Source organism: Bacillus mexicanus (genome assembly GCF_050445615.1).
In the GTDB taxonomy this organism is placed as follows: Bacteria; Bacillota; Bacilli; order Bacillales; family Bacillaceae; genus Bacillus; species Bacillus mexicanus.
Window position 1 is genome coordinate 469,460 of record NZ_JBCEYV010000003.1, and the last position, 15,126, is coordinate 484,585.

The following is a 15,126-nucleotide window of genomic DNA, read 5'->3' on the forward strand; positions in this document are numbered from 1 at the left end:
TCCTCAAATGTTTCTTTTTTAGATAAGTACTCTGTATATTTCTTTCAAGTGCAATGTAGACTTATTTTTGAGAGTATGCTCAAATTATAAACAATGTACCAATTCGCCTCTAAACTCTTGAACAATTTCACCATCTGGTCCAAAATCACTCAAAGCAATAGAACCTTTAGGACTCCAATCATAATGAGTGATAAGCAGATCAATAAACTGCTTTACATCTCTTTCACAGAAGAATGATACTGTAATAGGTTTTCCAAATCCCATAACTGCTTCTATCCTCGCAATTTCACCAATATCTAATGGCTCACCACAAATCTTACAATTACATTTTGTCTTCGGCTTTGTCCCATTGATCACTTTTTGCACAAGGAAAGGCCCCGCTGATTCAATTTTTTTGAGATTTAGTGTTGCTATTTCCGCTAATTTCAATCCATCTTCCTCCTTGAAGTTTTAAAAATGATAACACACATTATTAAAACCTAAAGAAGAAAACCGAAAAAGCTTGCTGCGTACTTTTTTTATAATTTCCACCGTTTTTTCACTTTCTGAATATGATTAATCTCAGTAAAACATAAACGGAAAGAGGTTAATTATATATGTATACATATGAAGTGTTCACCAAAGAAGAAAGAATAGAAATTTTAAAATCATTTCAAACGACTAATACGTTTTGGCAGCAGCAAGTTGAACCCTCACATTACGTTTCTTTTGACGCTAACATATCTATGGATATCGATCCACACTTACCTTTACGTTGCGAAGAACGTTTCGTATCACCCGATTCATTCTTTTTAGCAATGGAAGCTTTCTTTGGAAACGATGGAATAGACCCTAGATCCGGAGAGGAGCTACCATCAGTCTTTGATTTAGTGCCAGGTGATTGGGTTGTCTTAGCCGACAGTTTAAACAAAATTAGCTTTGTATTCCAATACACAGGCATAGATCAAAGCACAAAAATGGATGAAGTATTATGTAAAACGGTTATTCCATTTAGATCTTTTGAATCGACTTATTTCAAAGAAGGTAATAAAGTTTTTGAACTGGCCACAAAAGATAACGGGGAATTTTTCGCTAAATACGTAGATGACTCCAAACTTACATTCAAGTAAGGTATAATATGAAAAAAACAAAAGGGAAGCGGTGCACCTAATTATGATAATGTATAATGAAAAAACAATACAGTTTAAAGAAGTTAATCAAAACTTATTACAAAAAACCTCTTATTCAGAAAAAGGCATTATTAATTTATTTAAATCTATGTCATCTGAATTTGTACTCTCAGAAAAAAGTGATTTCCTGGTTCGCCCCATTAAAGAAGGTAACGTATTTCACATCTTGTCTCACAAAATGGGCGAAGATATTACCGTGGAGTTAAAAGATATTTACGAAGCAGACTTCTACGAAAACTATGGAGTAGTCACTAAAAATATTACAAAAAAGCAAACCTTAAACTAAGCTTATATAATCAATAAACCTAGAGAGCGGAATTCATATTCCAGCTCTTTTTTTGCAGGTTTTATAAAAAAATCACAAAAAGCGAAACAGGAACAGATTAATTCCTGTTTTTTTATTTTCGAGTTCCGCTCGAACAGTTGCAAAGCGACACGCTAACTACATTGTTTTATTCTCTAGAAAATTTTTTCAAAAAGAAGAGAGGTGTTACATATACCAAGCGTTCGCCAAAAACTGAATAAAAAGCTATTTATATATTGTTTATTATTCTCAGTAGTTTTTATCCTTTACTTTGCTTTTCTACAGATACAGATAATGCTAAATGCCAAAACGTATGTACCTATCAACGCTGATTATATAATAATCCTAGGAACTAAGGTGGACGGAAAACACCCTTCTCCAACTCTTCAAGAAAGAATAGATGCCGCGTCTGACTATCTAAAAAAGAACCCCGACACAATTGCTATTGCATCCGGACAAAAGGGACCAAACGAAAGAATTTCCGAAGCTCAAGCAATTAAAGATGCATTAGTATCAAAAGGAATCTCTAAGTCTAGAATTAAGATTGAGGATCGATCGTCTCGAACTGTTGAGAATATCTCTTTTTCTGAAAGATTACTTCCGAAAAAGATTAAAAACGGAAAAGGGATTGTTGTTAGTAATTACTTTCATATTTACAGAGCTAGGTTAATTGCAAAAGATCAAGGCTTCGCCTTATATTCAATTCCCGCAAAAACCCCTCCCGAAGAAGCCCCTAAATGGTACTTTAGAGAGTATTTGGCCATTTCAAAGTATTACATCGAAAGAGCAACCAACCAGATAAAACATTTCTAAATCTATATATAAACAAGTTAACCTTCCTTGGTTTCTCACAAAACAAATCATATAATAAGCACCTGTTACTAAAAAAGAAGTCATAATTTAATGACTTAATCCATACATTGAATTAAGAGGAGAAACATATGTCACCGAACAACATTCAAAATGATCTATCAAACATTTTAAATACAACCTATATCAAAATAAATGAACCCTTAAGCCGTTACACTTATACAAAAACAGGAGGAAATGGCGACATTGTTATTAAGCCAACCACTTACGAAGATGTACAAGCCATTTATAAATATGCTAGAGATAAAGATATACCGCTCACGTTTTTAGGATTTGGCTCTAACATAATTGTTAAGGATGGCGGAATTAGAGGGATTATTATCCTTCTATCAGATCTAAACAAAATCAGTTTGAAAGACGATACACAGATCACTGTCCAAAGTGGCGCGGCTATTATAGAAACATCACGTTTTGCATTATCACACAGTCTAACTGGGTTGGAGTTTGCTTGTGGAATCCCCGGAACAGTAGGCGGAGCCCTTTATATGAATGCTGGAGCATATGGGGGAGAGATTTCTGAAGTTATCAAAGAAGCATTGGTCTTAGATGAAAAAGGTAATCTAAAAACCATCACCAAGAATGAAATGAGGATGGGCTACAGAAAAAGTAGATTCCAAGATGAAAAGATTCTCGTCCTTGAGGCAACATTTGAACTCAAGAAAGGGGAAGTATCTAGCATAAAAGTAAAAATGGATGATTTAACATTCCAACGAGAATCAAAGCAGCCCCTCGAATATCGATCTTGCGGAAGTGTTTTCAAAAGACCACCAGGTTATTTCGCAGGAAAGCTCATTCAAGAAAGTGGGTTACAAGGTAAACAAATTGGTGGAGCTCAAGTTTCAACTAAACACGCCGGTTTTATTGTAAATATTGATTCTGCAACAGCAACTGATTACATTCAACTAATCGAATATGTTCAAGACACAGTTTATTCTAAATTTGGCGTTCAACTCGAAACAGAAGTGAAAATAATAGGGGAAGACTGAACATAAACCTTTATATATTCCATCATTCATTATAAAAATGAGGGCGAATTCTAGGATTCGCCCTCATTTAATTTTTAAAACACGTTATTTTCGTGTAGAGATGCTTTCTTGAAAATTGAATATCTTTTTCGAGTACGTTGAAAAAGAGCGGTAAATGCGCTGGTTTCTAACTGTCAAATATGATGAAGTCATAATACCACCAAAATGTTCAAAAGATCATAAAAAAAGAGCTATATAAATATACAGCTCTTACTTCTAATTATCTTTTTTAATAATGCCAGTTACATCTCCTGAAACTTCAATAAGAACAGAACCGCCATCATTATGGCCTACAATTTCCCATTCAATATCCCTTAAAGTTGTTTTATTTGTTAATCTTTTTGATAGGGTATCAAGGAAATCTTCATAAGTGTGGTTGTACATTTCACTTGCTTTTACAATTACAACACCACCAATAAAATTATTTTCATCTGCTCTTTTCTTGATTTCTTTTATTGTTAATGGGGCGCTTATGATTTCCACTTTTTTCACTCCTTATAGGTTCGTCTTTACTTTACTATCTTAACGTTGTTTTTTCAAATGTGGAAAAATATCTCTCATAAACTAAACAAACTTTACGAAAACAGAATAAAAAAAGACGAATTCATATTTTAATAATAGAATTCGCCAAAAGACTGGTTGGTCTTATTATCATACACTAAAAAAAGTGGTTTGAGAATAGAGGGCATACGTTTTATAAAAAAAGACGATCCTTTCAATAAGATCGCCAAAAAAGAAGTATACAAATAAGATTAACAGTAAACATTATACTCCATATGCAAGCCATTGGCGACAAATTGTTCACACTTAATTATTCCCTGTTTTCTCAATTAAAGGAAATGCTGCTTATGCACTGTATAATTTAAATGTTTCTAAATAGAACGGTGTTGAATAATACTTGAATATCGAAGATACTCATCCAATTTTGCAAAATTTAGTTCATTTAGCTCCAACTATGGTTGACTTATTTATCGAAGATGTAACCATAGGTATTTCTAACACAAAACATATGCTGATTAGCATTCCTGGGAAGACTTTTACTTTAGGTATATCACCAGGTTATTTGCTACAAAAGGGAGACGGGATGTATGAAGCAGTCAAGATGAACAAGCCAATTAACAGCTTCATACCTGAGAGTGTGTTCGGTGTCCCATTAGTGGCTAATACTATACCAGTAAGAGATGAATATGGAACCTTGATTGGAAGCATCGGTGTCGCAAGCAGTGTAAAGAATTACGAAAAAATAAATGAAATTTCTAAAAGCTTGTTTGATTTAGTTAGAGTTTTCAGTGAATCATTAAAATATTTAACTGATTCATATCAATTACTCGCTGACAACATCGATTCAGTCTCTGATCAGTCTAACAACATAATAGAAAGCAATAAAGACATAGATAAGATCGTTAGGCTCGTAAAAGAAGTTTCCGAACAAACTAATATACTAGGCTTAAATGCATCAATCGAAGCAGCAAGGGCAGGGGAGGCCGGAAAAGGTTTTGGCATTGTTGCTAGCGAAATTAGAAACTTAGCAGGAAGTTCAAAAGCTCATTCAGAGTCGATTAAAACAACTATAGATAAAATTGATGAACTTTTATCCAACCTAAACGAAAACATTCAAAAAATTAGCGAAGAATCCAATGAGCAAAACGTTATTACAACAAATTTAATAAATAGTATCAATCAAATCAGCGAAACGGCAAAAGAACTTTCTGAGTATGCTCAAAACATTACGAAAAATAATAAATAAATAAAAAATAGGGTCTAAGTAGTAGGATAACGACCTGCTATTCTTTCATAAAAAATTAAAATAAACAATATATGTGTATATAATAAAAAAAATATTACAAGGAATATACAATTAGGAATGAGGGGTAAAAATCCTATGATAAACAGCTGGATTGATGATTTATTTAATTTTTCTCCTGAAGATCTTGAAAAGAAGAATGAATTTGAAAAAAAGCAGCAAATTGAGAAGCAAAAGAAAATAGAAATGGCAATAAAAGCGGAAAATTTGAAGTTCTCCTTAAGAGAATATGATAAAAAAATAGAAGGAGGTAAGTCCCGTCAGCGCTTTATACTTTTTCTGTGTACCCAAAAAGGTATTAATGGTGATCAAGAAACATTAGGGAAAATAGATTTTTCTTTACACGAAAAGGTTTCTTTAGAAGATACCTTTATCTGTGCTAAAAAGGAAAACAGAAGTATTTGCGGTCATTTAGATAAACTTCTTCATTTAGACCTCATTATCATTTTTCGAAATTATCGTGGATACGGACTTTCACATAAACTCTTGTCACACTTCTTCAATTTATATGAGGAAAAATATAATGAATATCCTATAAGTGTCGAATTTACAAATCCCATTTCTGAATATGCTGTGCAAAAGGTACTCAAAGAAAAAGGGACAAACAATATACTTAGCGAAAAATTAATTCAAAGGTATTATTCAGATACAGACGATATAGCGTTAATCAACCTTCTAAAAGAAAAAAACAAAGAATTATTTTCTTTTGAAAATACCCTTATATAAATCTATATTATAAAAAAAGATGCCAAGAGGCATCTTTTTCTGTTGTATTAACGTAATCAATTCTTTAAATCATCAGTTTCCCTAATCTTAGCTATTTTTCCGTTAATTTCGTCTACATTCTGTTTTATTACTTGCATACCAACATTTAGCTTCTTAATTTCTTCTAATTTCCCTATCGTTTCCTTGTCATCATCGATTAAACCATTTAATGCATCTATAAGTCGAAGAAAAAATTTATAAGCAGCCGCAAGACATAAAAGAGTAACAGTATGTAGTAATAGTTGTGTCTTATTGTGATAGAGAATATTTGAAATGAGACATAGTGCATTTAGAGTTACCGCTAAATAAAAAACTAAATTATAAATAAGTTTTTTTCTTTTTCTTAATTTGTTCAACTCTTTATATTCATTTATTTGTTCATTAATCAATTTCAACATTTCTTTGGCATTAGGTAACTCCATTTAAACCTCCAAATAATACGCATTGTTTATTTAATGCATTTTATGAACGAATACTGAAGCAGATCAGGACTCACTGCTATATTCCTGGTCAAAGTTTTTCATTTTAAATCAACAAGGATGTTTTTAATTTTCTCCTTTAATTTAATATCTGTCAGTTGTTTATCATTAATTAAAACTTTAATTTTTTCTAGTTTCTCTATTCTTTGTTTTTCAACAGAAATAGCACCTTTCATTTCATCCGAAAATCTATAGAGAACCTTTAACATCATAGTTAAAGCAAATAGGGAAATGCAAGAAAATAAAATTAATGTTTTATCCTGAGAAACAATATTAGAAATTAAAAATTTTGCGTTAAAAGCAATTAGTGAAAAATAAACTAAGAAACTTACAAGGTTTAATATCTTTTTAGATGTAATGAATTTTTTGGAATCCTTAATTTTAACTTCAACTAATTCCAATGTTTCTTTGTATAGAGGCCTCATCCTTTTCCCAACACCTTAATCATTTTATCTTATTTTACTGCAAATTATTGAACATTTTGAACGAAACAACTCGGCGCATTCCCCTTCTATAGCGCGTAGCGTTTAGGAGGGGTTAGCCGAGGAATTTTCACCTTGGTTTTCTATATACCTTTTTATCACTTCCAAAGGAGCTCCCCCGACAGAAAAAATCATATAGCTATTGCTCCAAAAATAGGGTTTCCAATAGAATTTAGCCAGCTCCTGTTGATACTCTTTTCTAATATATCGAGAAGATACTGTCTTAAAATTGTTTATCAACTTTGATAATTGTACTTGAGGAGGAGCTTTAAACAAGAGATGTATGTGATCTTCTTCTCCGTTTATTTCTATTAATTCACATTTAAACGAAGAAAAAACATTATTTGCTATCTCTATTAAACGATTTAGCATCTCTTCAGAGATGCATTTTTTTCTATATTTTGTGACAACAACTAAATGATAGTTAAGACTATAAACAGAGTGTCTATTCCTATTAAATTCATACATTATACGGCTATCATTCCTTTACAACTAAATGTATTATGTATTAAGATTATATCATAAAACATACGTTTGGAAAGGAGGATTAGTTCGATGGCAGAACAAACTAAAACGATTAAGTGTAAAATTCTATCTCACGGAGAAAAAACGTTTGAGCAAACACTCATTGTATATCGAGAAGCTTTAAGTTTTATCGTGTGTGTAATTGATTCTGAATTTAATAGTTTAGGTAGTTTGAGCACAAAATCCTGTGTAACAGCTGTCGAGAAATTAATCCATCGAACAAAGTTCAATCCTTCGCCAAAGTATGATTTCTCAGTTAAGTTTTATAAATTTCCTTCTTACTTTAGGAGATCTGCGATCTCTAAAGCATTCGGGATTGTGAAAAGTTATCGTTCTAATTTAGAAAACTGGAAAGAGGAACGACAGCAGGTTCTTTCCGAAGGAAAGAAGTTCAAGAAGATCCCGCCTGTTTTAAGCTTCGGACACGAGGCATTTCCGGTTTTTTATAAAAATAATATGTTTAATCAAATTTCTAAAAACGAGGCACAAATTAAAGTTTTCAAAAACAATGACTGGGTTTGGGAAACAGTCGTTTTCAACGATAAAAACCTAAAAAACAGAGTCGATAAGAGTTGGAAAGAAAATAGTCCGACGCTTATTAAAGTCGGGAAAAAGTACTTTTTAAACTTCTCTTACAGCAAAAAGATTTCTTTACATAAAACAAAATTACGAGATCAAGTGATTGTAGCTGTTGACTTAGGTCTAACTAATTCAGCAGTTTGTTCAGCTATGCGTTTTGATGGAACTGTCATTGGACGAAAGTTTATCAATCAACCATTAGAAAAAGACCGTTTAAAAACGAAAGTAAACAAACTGAAAAAGGCACAATCTCATTCTGGCAAAATTGCTGCACCTCATTTCTGGCGCAAAATAAATGGATTGCAGAAACACATTATTAACAACACTTCTTCTGAAATCATCAAGTTTGCAGAGGAATTTAATGCAGACGCAATTGTATTTGAGTACCTTGGGAAAATGAAAATGCCAAAAGGTTATTATGGATCCAAGAAACTTCGTCATAGGTTGCACCATTGGTGCAAGCTTGGCATCCAAAACAAAGTAGAAGAAATGGCCCATTATCGTGGTATGCGTATTCGTCGTGTGAACGCAAAATACACATCTGCACTAGCTTTTGACGGATCAGGTGAACTGACTAGAAATAGCAAAAAAGACCTTGCCGTTTTCCAAACAGGCAAAGTCTATCACGCTGATTTAAATGCAACTTATAATATCGGAGCTCGATATTTTATTAGAGAACTTCTTAAATCCTTTTCTGAAAAGAAAAGGTTGTCTGTGGAGGCAAAAATTCCTTCTCTGGCAACTAGAACTCGGCTGACTTTGGCTTCATTCATTAGTTTACATCAGGCATTAAGCACCGAAGGTGCTAAACAGCTTGCGTAGACCGTATTTAAGTCAAATGATGCCCTGACTATAATCTTTGATTTAGTCGGGGAGGTTCACTGATCAACAAACTTCAAAGAAAAGGTGAAAATTAGGTGAAAATTTAAATAACTATATACCAAAAGGAGATAAGTTTTACTTATCTCCTTTTTAAACCCACTATTTTTCGCCCGAGAATATGCTCTTTTGTTACTTAACTCGAGTGAAGTTTTCCATAACAGTCATTAAGTTTGGATTGATCACCCAGCTTGATGTTGGGGGATACTCCCACATCTCACCTTGATCTCCTATCATTTTAAGTTTAACTCCACCACTAAAATAGAACGCTTGATAAACAAACTTGGAACAATATAGGTCTTTCCAGTCTCTCAGAGCTGAAGTGGAAACAATCTTATAGTTATACTTAGCTCCCACATTATAACTCGCCCAAGCTCCAGCACCGCTTGCTATGCCGGAATTTTTGTAACGCATTACGTTGTATCCTCTGTCTTGTTTTTTGAACCAATCACCCAGTTTAGAACTTTTCACGGTAGATCGACCCTTATAAACCTCTATTGCAGTCGAGCCATCTCCTCCAACTATAGCAGCGTGACCAACCAAATAATTGTCTAATGACTTTTTTGAAATTAAAACATCACCAGCTTTTGCTGTCTGACCATTGCTGTATTTAACTGCTTCAGCTGATTGTAATCCAGAAGTGAACAAACAACCTAAAACCACTAAACAGACAGTCAAAATACGAACAAACAAAATTGTTCCTCCTTTGTTTTATCAATCATTTTTTATTGAGAACAGGATCTTTGGCTTTACTCAAATCCTCCTTCCCTTCATATTGAATTTTGCCATTGTTTGATATGTAGAAGTAATGTATGTTTGGCTTGTTTTTATAAATGACTCTAACCAAAATCCCATAGTCTCCAACTTTAGATCGAATGCCTTTTACTTCTTTAAGATCTTCTTTTTTCTTATTTTCTTCAGTGATTAAATAAGTTTCCGTCTTAGATGCTATTTTTTTAGCTTGGTAATTATAAAAAAAGTTGACTGATATAATACCAGCTAAGATTATCGCAACTATTACTAAAGTGGTAATAACAATTTTTTTGTTCATTACTTATCCATCTCCTTTTCCAAACACTAAAACTCTTGTATAAAAACGGGATGATATGATGATTGTACATCATTATCCTTTTAATGTTAACCTTTTTTTGAAAAGGTTAACAAGATTATAAAAAATGCCACAAATTCAGATAGTAATTGATAAAGCATAGCGAATAAAAGAATAACAAAACAATCAATCTTAAAATCACCATAAATCAGTTTTTTTAGAGAATTTATTTTATAAAAAAATAAATGATGTATATTAATTCTATAACTATTCTTAGGAGGATTTAGTATTGGTAAACGTTAATCTTGGATCATTTGATTTTTCCTTCATTGAAAAACAAGATGTTTCTTATTTAGATGAATTATTACTCGATGAAAAAGGGAACCTGAAAATTCTTTCTTACGAAGATCTAAAAGAAGTACCCCAAACACATTTAACCACTTTTTGCGTAAAAAAAGGATTTTATTCGATACCTACCAAAGAATTAATTTCATTCATTTATGAGGAAATTAAAGAAGATTACATTTCAACAATCGAAATTGGATCTGGCAACGGAACTATAGCAAAGTCTTTGGGCATCAAAGGAACAGATAATTATTTGCAACATAGACCAGAAGTTAAGGCCCATTATGAACTCTTACAACAAACAATTGTCCCTTATGGGGAAAATGTAGAGAAATTAGATGCTTTAGCAGCTGTTCGAAAATATCAACCAGAAAATGTGATCGCAGCCTGGGTTACACATAAGTATAATCCAGACCAACATTGGAGAGGAGGAAGTGAATTCGGCGTTAATGAAGAAACACTATTATCAAATATCAATAAGTATATTTTTGTCGGTAATAAACACGTTCATAGTAAAAAACCGCTCCTTGAATTAAAGCACAGAGAAATCAAAGAACCTTGGATCTTGTCTAGATCACAACACAGCGATGATAACTTCATTGCGATTTGGGAAAATGAATAATAAAGCCGCGGAAAAATATATTTTATTTATGAATTTAAAAAAACATAAGAAAAGGAGAACTTATTTCAATGAAAACGATTGAAGAACTCGCAAAAGAGCTCTCTACCGATGAACTCAAACAAGCAATCAAAGAAATCATTAAATGGAGAGAGTCTAGTGTTTTAGATGCTGATGGTGTAGTACGCAAGTTAAGACAAGATTTTATGTCTCAAGTCGAAGGTATAGATTACCCGATACATCTAATGGAAGTTCCCATTTTGTTTGAATTTTCTCTTCGTCATCTGAACAAATAAAAATATTAAAGACCATTTTATAATGGTCTTTTTTTAGTTCATAGAGATATCGGCTATTTTATCAAAAGAAATTAAACGGATATTTTCTTCACTATCCATTACTCTAAATTGTTTGTTTTGAGCATCAACATAATGAACTAATCCATTTATATTTTCGAAGTGTCCAAGTTTTTCATTATAAACATTAAAGCTTAAAGGGATGTTATGTTCCATTCCCTCGGCCACTATACTGTTCATTTCTTCAAGTTTTTGTTCATCTAAGACAGGAGATTTTTCTTTTTGCTCTTTCTGTCGTTCTCTCAAAGCTTGAATATGTTCTGGAACAAAAAAACCTTGCCATTTAATATTTACTTCATCTTTTTTCATAGTCTTCACTCCTTTATTTTTATTATGTACGTTGATAAGTAACCGGCAGCAATAAAAAAAGACTTCCTGAAATAAGGAAGTCTTTTGTTTTTTTATTTTTGAGCAGCTTTCATAGCTATTTCGTGCTGCATCTCAAGGACTTGGAAAGGAATTCTTTTATCAGAAATCCATTCATTACTATTTGATTCAAAACGATCGTTCATTTCGGGTGGAATTCTAACCTCTACAATATCGGACAATTTAGTAATATTTAAAGCTGCCATTATTGTAAAAAATATAGTGAAGTTAACATCAATACCTTGCTTTCCATTTTCCCATTTTGAAATAGTAGCTGGACGTAGCCCCGTCATTTTAGCCAATTGCTGTTGCGTTAGTCCGCGTTCTTTTCTTCTTTCGTCTATTTTCCATACCAGATAACATTCTTCAAGAACACTTACAGTCGCTTTAACAGTTGGATTCGTTAGTTTATGCATTCCTTCAATTATATTTTCTACCGTCTCTTTTTTCATATAAACTACTTCCTTCTTCATTTAGTCTACCTTAATAATACATACAAATAACTTTATTCAAAGCAAAAAATAAATAAACATCCAAATAAAATTGTCATATAGAAGAACTTAGTACATATAAGGTAAACGACGTAGCTAGGAATACACATCTTAAATAGGCAATTTAAGTGTTCATAGTCAAAACAAATTATTCAAAAAATTTCAAAACGTTCAAATACGCATCTTTCCACCTACCCAATCTGTGCTATAATTATTAATATATGGTAATGATTATTTGTAAAGGGGTGTATAAGTTGGCCACTGAAGAAACATTGATTCCCTATGAGAACGTCGCCATTAAATTAAACCAATACTACAAAGCCATTAAAAATGAATGGGTGGGGAAAGCAGAAGAACTTCAAATGGAACTCCGACCAATAGTTGATCCTAATGCCCATAAGATGCAAGAAAATCAAGATGTATGTTTATACTTTAGTTTATTGGAACTTCGTCACCAATTAATGCTTGAATATAAGTACCCGAAAATAAAAAATGAGATTTCCGAGAAGAAAGCTAAAGACGTCAATAATCAATACAAAAATTTATCCAAAAATCACTCAAAACTAACATCATTGCTCGAGTATTATTACAACTTTTTCACTGGGATGTTTCATTTCAAGCAGGGTGAGTTAATCGATTCACTTAGTTTTTACCGATTTGCGGAAAAATATCTTGATGAAATAGAAGGCGACGATATAGAGCTAGAAAAAGCAGAATTCTATTTCAAACTGTCAGAAGTATTCTATCATATGAAACAAACTTATTTCTCAATGAATTATGCCCAACGCGCTTACAGAATATTTTCTAACTGCGACAAAACCGAAGATGGAAAGCCTACATATGTTGAAAGAAAAATACAATGTCAATTTGTCATTTCAGGTAATTGGCTGGACAATCATAGATCTCAAGAGGCTTTACATTTCGCCCAGAAAGCTTTAGAAGATGCCAAAGATCTTGACGGAACCGAAAAAAATGCGAGCCATTTGCGCAGAAAAGCCCTTTTTAACCTCGGTTTATGTTATAATCAGATGGAAGAACTTGACGTAGCAACCCAATACTTCCTCAAATCCCTTGAAATCCCTGACGCTAATGAGGCATATATAGCGAGAGCCTTGTTCTTGATTTCTTTCATCACTGGGAAGAAGGGGGATATTTCAGGAGCAGAAACATATTACAAAGAATCAAAACAAATTGCCGATCAGCACGGAATTGATTTGATTAAAGAAAAACTCAAAATCGTCGAAGGCCTTTTTCTGAAGTCAGACTATTCAGTGATAACTGAAGCGTTCGAGTTCTTCGATAAGCATAGGCATTATCCGGATATGGAGGAATACGGTATTGAGGTTGCTGAGTTACTGACCAAGAAGGGTGAATTCGATGGGGCTAACGAGTTTTACCGTTGGTCCATAAAAGGTAGAAAAAACATTAAAAGGGGAGAGATGCAATATGAAAACTAAATTATTAATTTGCGCGGTTCTTTTACTTGGTGCAGCCGGAACATTAGGAACTTCACTTCTCCATACTCAGAGCGGAACATTCAAAGTAGCAGAAAGAATGGAAACTTGATTGGTGAAGAGCCCCTTCAATAGGGGCCTTTTTTAATTCATCTCTGTTTTTTATATGAATTTAAACATCATATTTTTAAATTTAAGAGGAATGAATTATGAAAAATAAAAATCGCAAAAAGTTTACAAAGGAGAAAATAAAAAGCCTACTAAAAGATATAAAATTTTGCTATTGGATGGCTTTTGTATTCTATATCATTACCTTATCAAATGTTTCCGAACCTATTTACGGAGACTTTAAACCATTATTCTTTGGAAACTTGTTAGCATTTTCTGTTCTATTTATTGGTATGGCTGCGATGAATTTCTTAATCATTTGGTTTCTAGGAAGATTAAAAAATTAAACATTTAGTAATTGCACTTTTTCAATTTTAGGAGGATGAAGTCTTGGAATTTGTTCTTGTTAAGTATGACGTTTTAATTGGAAATCATAAAATTCAAGGATCGCCTGTAGCCATTGCTTTAGGAGGGAGATCTCTTGAAGACGCAGTAGATGATCACTTCAAAAGTTTTTGGAATTTGAAAACAGTAACTATTGAAAAATCGAAGAAATATATTGATCCCACTAGCGGCCAAGCATTAGAAATTTCAAGATTTCAAGAATTGAATGAAAATCAAATGGATACTTTTATACGATTTGGCTTACATTCCGAGAAATAACTGATAAAAAGGCAATGGAGAAATCAACCATTGTCTTTTCCTTTTTTGTCCGAAAATAAGCAATAAACAGCGCAAAAAACAAGAAATTCAACAAGAAAAACATCACACCAAAAGAATGTTATAAGAACGTTATTTATTTTGGTTTTCTAAAAGTTCCCCAATACAGAAAAAAACCTTTTAGGTTCAAACAGAGATCAAAAAATAAAATATTAAAAAGACCTTCTTACAAGAAAGTCTTTTTTATTATGTAATTATATTTGTTCAGTATGTTTTAGATTAAGAATTGCATTTTTCTTTTTAATATTTTTATGAAACATTTCTTTTATTTTAAACGGCATTTCTTTAGATGAGATCCATTCGTTTCGTGCTCCTCCAAACTCACCCTCAATGTTAGGAGTAACCCTTATTTCAACAATATCAGATATCTTTGTAACCTGAAGCGCAGACATTAAAGTAAGCAATATTGTTAAATTAATAACGCCTCCTTGCTTACCATTTTCCCAGTTTGATATTGTCCCTGTTCTTAGCCCTGTTAACTTAGCTAGATCCTTTTGAGATATCCCGCGCTCTTTACGTCTTTCATCTATCTTCCAAACAAAATAACAGTCCTTCAAAATTCCCGCAGTCTCTAATACCACTGGATTAATCTGAGTGTTCGCCCCATCAATAATGTCTTGCACAATACCTCTTTTCATCTTTTCAACAACCTTTTCCGTATAGTTTGTCAAAACATCTAAATAGTGATTTCCCTAATATATCTCTTTGATTAATGTTTATATTAAAGAAACTTTATTATAA

General features: G+C 32.6%; 22 protein-coding genes. 12 read left to right on the top strand and 10 right to left on the bottom strand.

From position 1 onward, the window contains the following. Nucleotides 1–84: 84 nt before the first annotated feature. Complete coding sequence (locus AAGG74_RS17540) at nt 85–429, bottom strand: hypothetical protein (protein ID WP_429676501.1); 345 nt, start codon at nt 427–429, stop codon at nt 85–87. 167 nt (nt 430–596) lie between these two features. Here AAGG74_RS17540 and AAGG74_RS17545 point away from each other — a divergent pair, with 167 nt between their 5' ends. The 4 genes from AAGG74_RS17545 (at nt 597) to murB (ending at nt 3,329) form a co-directional block, all read left to right on the top strand. Beyond that, nucleotides 597–1,109 (top strand): hypothetical protein, encoded by a 513-nt coding sequence (locus AAGG74_RS17545; RefSeq protein ID WP_429676502.1) that lies wholly within the window; start codon nt 597–599, stop codon nt 1,107–1,109. 43 nt (nt 1,110–1,152) lie between these two features. Beyond that, the gene (locus AAGG74_RS17550; RefSeq protein ID WP_429676503.1) at nt 1,153–1,455 is read left to right on the top strand and encodes a hypothetical protein; all 303 of its coding nucleotides are present in this window, start codon (nt 1,153–1,155) and stop codon (nt 1,453–1,455) included. A gap of 312 nt (nt 1,456–1,767) precedes the next feature. After that, entirely contained in the window at nt 1,768–2,286 is a 519-nt protein-coding gene (locus AAGG74_RS17555) for a YdcF family protein (RefSeq protein WP_429676504.1), read from the top strand. 128 nt (nt 2,287–2,414) lie between these two features. Then, nucleotides 2,415–3,329 carry a UDP-N-acetylmuramate dehydrogenase gene (murB, locus tag AAGG74_RS17560; RefSeq protein WP_429676505.1) on the top strand — a complete coding sequence of 305 codons (915 nt, stop codon included), beginning with the start codon at nt 2,415–2,417 and terminating at the stop codon, nt 3,327–3,329. A gap of 255 nt (nt 3,330–3,584) precedes the next feature. On the opposite strand, the gene AAGG74_RS17565 is transcribed toward murB, so the two are convergent. Further along, nucleotides 3,585–3,851: a hypothetical protein gene (locus tag AAGG74_RS17565; protein WP_429676506.1), complete on the bottom strand. Its 267-nt coding sequence runs from the start codon at nt 3,849–3,851 to the stop codon at nt 3,585–3,587. A gap of 415 nt (nt 3,852–4,266) precedes the next feature. On the opposite strand from AAGG74_RS17565, the gene AAGG74_RS17570 reads away from it, so the two are divergent. Then, a complete protein-coding gene (locus AAGG74_RS17570; protein ID WP_429676507.1) occupies nt 4,267–5,115 on the top strand; it encodes a methyl-accepting chemotaxis protein in 849 nt (282 codons plus the stop codon). A gap of 135 nt (nt 5,116–5,250) precedes the next feature. Further along, on the top strand, nt 5,251–5,898 hold the full coding sequence (locus AAGG74_RS17575; RefSeq protein WP_429676508.1) for a hypothetical protein: 648 nt from the start codon (nt 5,251–5,253) through the stop codon (nt 5,896–5,898). Between the two features lie 56 nt (nt 5,899–5,954). Here the strand turns inward: AAGG74_RS17575 and AAGG74_RS17580 are convergent, their stop codons facing one another. From AAGG74_RS17580 to tnpA, 3 genes are all read right to left on the bottom strand, one after another. Beyond that, nucleotides 5,955–6,359 carry a hypothetical protein gene (locus AAGG74_RS17580; protein WP_429676509.1) on the bottom strand — a complete coding sequence of 135 codons (405 nt, stop codon included), beginning with the start codon at nt 6,357–6,359 and terminating at the stop codon, nt 5,955–5,957. Nucleotides 6,360–6,457: 98 nt separating this feature from the next. Further along, nucleotides 6,458–6,841, bottom strand: coding sequence for a hypothetical protein (locus tag AAGG74_RS17585; protein WP_429676510.1), 384 nt, complete (start codon nt 6,839–6,841; stop codon nt 6,458–6,460). Between the two features lie 102 nt (nt 6,842–6,943). Beyond that, nucleotides 6,944–7,366, bottom strand: a complete 423-nt coding sequence (gene tnpA, locus AAGG74_RS17590) for an IS200/IS605 family transposase (RefSeq protein ID WP_429676511.1) — start codon at nt 7,364–7,366, stop codon at nt 6,944–6,946. An 87-nt stretch (nt 7,367–7,453) separates the two neighbouring features. Here tnpA and AAGG74_RS17595 point away from each other — a divergent pair, with 87 nt between their 5' ends. After that, the gene (locus AAGG74_RS17595; RefSeq protein WP_429676512.1) at nt 7,454–8,824 is read left to right on the top strand and encodes an RNA-guided endonuclease TnpB family protein; all 1,371 of its coding nucleotides are present in this window, start codon (nt 7,454–7,456) and stop codon (nt 8,822–8,824) included. A 189-nt stretch (nt 8,825–9,013) separates the two neighbouring features. On the opposite strand, the gene AAGG74_RS17600 is transcribed toward AAGG74_RS17595, so the two are convergent. Both AAGG74_RS17600 and AAGG74_RS17605 read right to left on the bottom strand, forming a co-directional pair. Beyond that, nucleotides 9,014–9,574 carry a hypothetical protein gene (locus AAGG74_RS17600; RefSeq protein WP_429676513.1) on the bottom strand — a complete coding sequence of 187 codons (561 nt, stop codon included), beginning with the start codon at nt 9,572–9,574 and terminating at the stop codon, nt 9,014–9,016. A 25-nt stretch (nt 9,575–9,599) separates the two neighbouring features. Beyond that, entirely contained in the window at nt 9,600–9,932 is a 333-nt protein-coding gene (locus AAGG74_RS17605; RefSeq protein WP_429676514.1) for a hypothetical protein, read from the bottom strand. A 286-nt stretch (nt 9,933–10,218) separates the two neighbouring features. On the opposite strand from AAGG74_RS17605, the gene AAGG74_RS17610 reads away from it, so the two are divergent. Both AAGG74_RS17610 and AAGG74_RS17615 read left to right on the top strand, forming a co-directional pair. Next, entirely contained in the window at nt 10,219–10,896 is a 678-nt protein-coding gene (locus AAGG74_RS17610) for a hypothetical protein (RefSeq protein ID WP_429676515.1), read from the top strand. A gap of 68 nt (nt 10,897–10,964) precedes the next feature. Beyond that, the gene (locus tag AAGG74_RS17615) at nt 10,965–11,189 is read left to right on the top strand and encodes a hypothetical protein (RefSeq protein WP_429676516.1); all 225 of its coding nucleotides are present in this window, start codon (nt 10,965–10,967) and stop codon (nt 11,187–11,189) included. 33 nt (nt 11,190–11,222) lie between these two features. Here AAGG74_RS17615 and AAGG74_RS17620 read toward each other — a convergent pair whose 3' ends face one another. Further along, nucleotides 11,223–11,555 carry a YolD-like family protein gene (locus tag AAGG74_RS17620; protein ID WP_429676517.1) on the bottom strand — a complete coding sequence of 111 codons (333 nt, stop codon included), beginning with the start codon at nt 11,553–11,555 and terminating at the stop codon, nt 11,223–11,225. 92 nt (nt 11,556–11,647) lie between these two features. After that, complete coding sequence (locus AAGG74_RS17625; RefSeq protein WP_429676518.1) at nt 11,648–12,064, bottom strand: helix-turn-helix domain-containing protein; 417 nt, start codon at nt 12,062–12,064, stop codon at nt 11,648–11,650. 293 nt (nt 12,065–12,357) lie between these two features. On the opposite strand from AAGG74_RS17625, the gene AAGG74_RS17630 reads away from it, so the two are divergent. The 3 genes from AAGG74_RS17630 (at nt 12,358) to AAGG74_RS17640 (ending at nt 14,328) form a co-directional block, all read left to right on the top strand. Continuing rightward, nucleotides 12,358–13,560, top strand: a complete 1,203-nt coding sequence (locus AAGG74_RS17630) for a response regulator aspartate phosphatase (protein WP_429676519.1) — start codon at nt 12,358–12,360, stop codon at nt 13,558–13,560. A 206-nt stretch (nt 13,561–13,766) separates the two neighbouring features. After that, complete coding sequence (locus AAGG74_RS17635) at nt 13,767–14,012, top strand: hypothetical protein (protein WP_429676520.1); 246 nt, start codon at nt 13,767–13,769, stop codon at nt 14,010–14,012. Between the two features lie 43 nt (nt 14,013–14,055). Further along, nucleotides 14,056–14,328: a hypothetical protein gene (locus AAGG74_RS17640; protein WP_429676521.1), complete on the top strand. Its 273-nt coding sequence runs from the start codon at nt 14,056–14,058 to the stop codon at nt 14,326–14,328. A 251-nt stretch (nt 14,329–14,579) separates the two neighbouring features. On the opposite strand, the gene AAGG74_RS17645 is transcribed toward AAGG74_RS17640, so the two are convergent. Beyond that, a complete protein-coding gene (locus AAGG74_RS17645; RefSeq protein ID WP_429676522.1) occupies nt 14,580–15,023 on the bottom strand; it encodes a helix-turn-helix domain-containing protein in 444 nt (147 codons plus the stop codon). Nucleotides 15,024–15,126 lie beyond the last annotated feature (103 nt).

Bases quoted from the DNA above. Each gene is read 5' to 3' on its own strand.
- AAGG74_RS17545 (WP_429676502.1), top strand. From the start codon at position 597: ATGTATACATATGAAGTGTTCACCAAAGAAGAAAGAATAGAAATTTTA.
- AAGG74_RS17550 (WP_429676503.1), top strand. From the start codon at position 1,153: ATGATAATGTATAATGAAAAAACAATACAGTTTAAAGAAGTTAATCAA.
- AAGG74_RS17555 (WP_429676504.1), top strand. From the start codon at position 1,768: ATGCTAAATGCCAAAACGTATGTACCTATCAACGCTGATTATATAATA.
- murB (WP_429676505.1), top strand. From the start codon at position 2,415: ATGTCACCGAACAACATTCAAAATGATCTATCAAACATTTTAAATACA.
- AAGG74_RS17575 (WP_429676508.1), top strand. From the start codon at position 5,251: ATGATAAACAGCTGGATTGATGATTTATTTAATTTTTCTCCTGAAGAT.
- AAGG74_RS17580 (WP_429676509.1), bottom strand. From the start codon at position 6,359: ATGGAGTTACCTAATGCCAAAGAAATGTTGAAATTGATTAATGAACAA.
- AAGG74_RS17585 (WP_429676510.1), bottom strand. From the start codon at position 6,841: ATGAGGCCTCTATACAAAGAAACATTGGAATTAGTTGAAGTTAAAATT.
- tnpA (WP_429676511.1), bottom strand. From the start codon at position 7,366: ATGTATGAATTTAATAGGAATAGACACTCTGTTTATAGTCTTAACTAT.
- AAGG74_RS17595 (WP_429676512.1), top strand. From the start codon at position 7,454: ATGGCAGAACAAACTAAAACGATTAAGTGTAAAATTCTATCTCACGGA.
- AAGG74_RS17605 (WP_429676514.1), bottom strand. From the start codon at position 9,932: ATGAACAAAAAAATTGTTATTACCACTTTAGTAATAGTTGCGATAATC.
- AAGG74_RS17615 (WP_429676516.1), top strand. From the start codon at position 10,965: ATGAAAACGATTGAAGAACTCGCAAAAGAGCTCTCTACCGATGAACTC.
- AAGG74_RS17620 (WP_429676517.1), bottom strand. From the start codon at position 11,555: ATGAAAAAAGATGAAGTAAATATTAAATGGCAAGGTTTTTTTGTTCCA.
- AAGG74_RS17625 (WP_429676518.1), bottom strand. From the start codon at position 12,064: ATGAAAAAAGAGACGGTAGAAAATATAATTGAAGGAATGCATAAACTA.
- AAGG74_RS17635 (WP_429676520.1), top strand. From the start codon at position 13,767: ATGAAAAATAAAAATCGCAAAAAGTTTACAAAGGAGAAAATAAAAAGC.
- AAGG74_RS17645 (WP_429676522.1), bottom strand. From the start codon at position 15,023: ATGAAAAGAGGTATTGTGCAAGACATTATTGATGGGGCGAACACTCAG.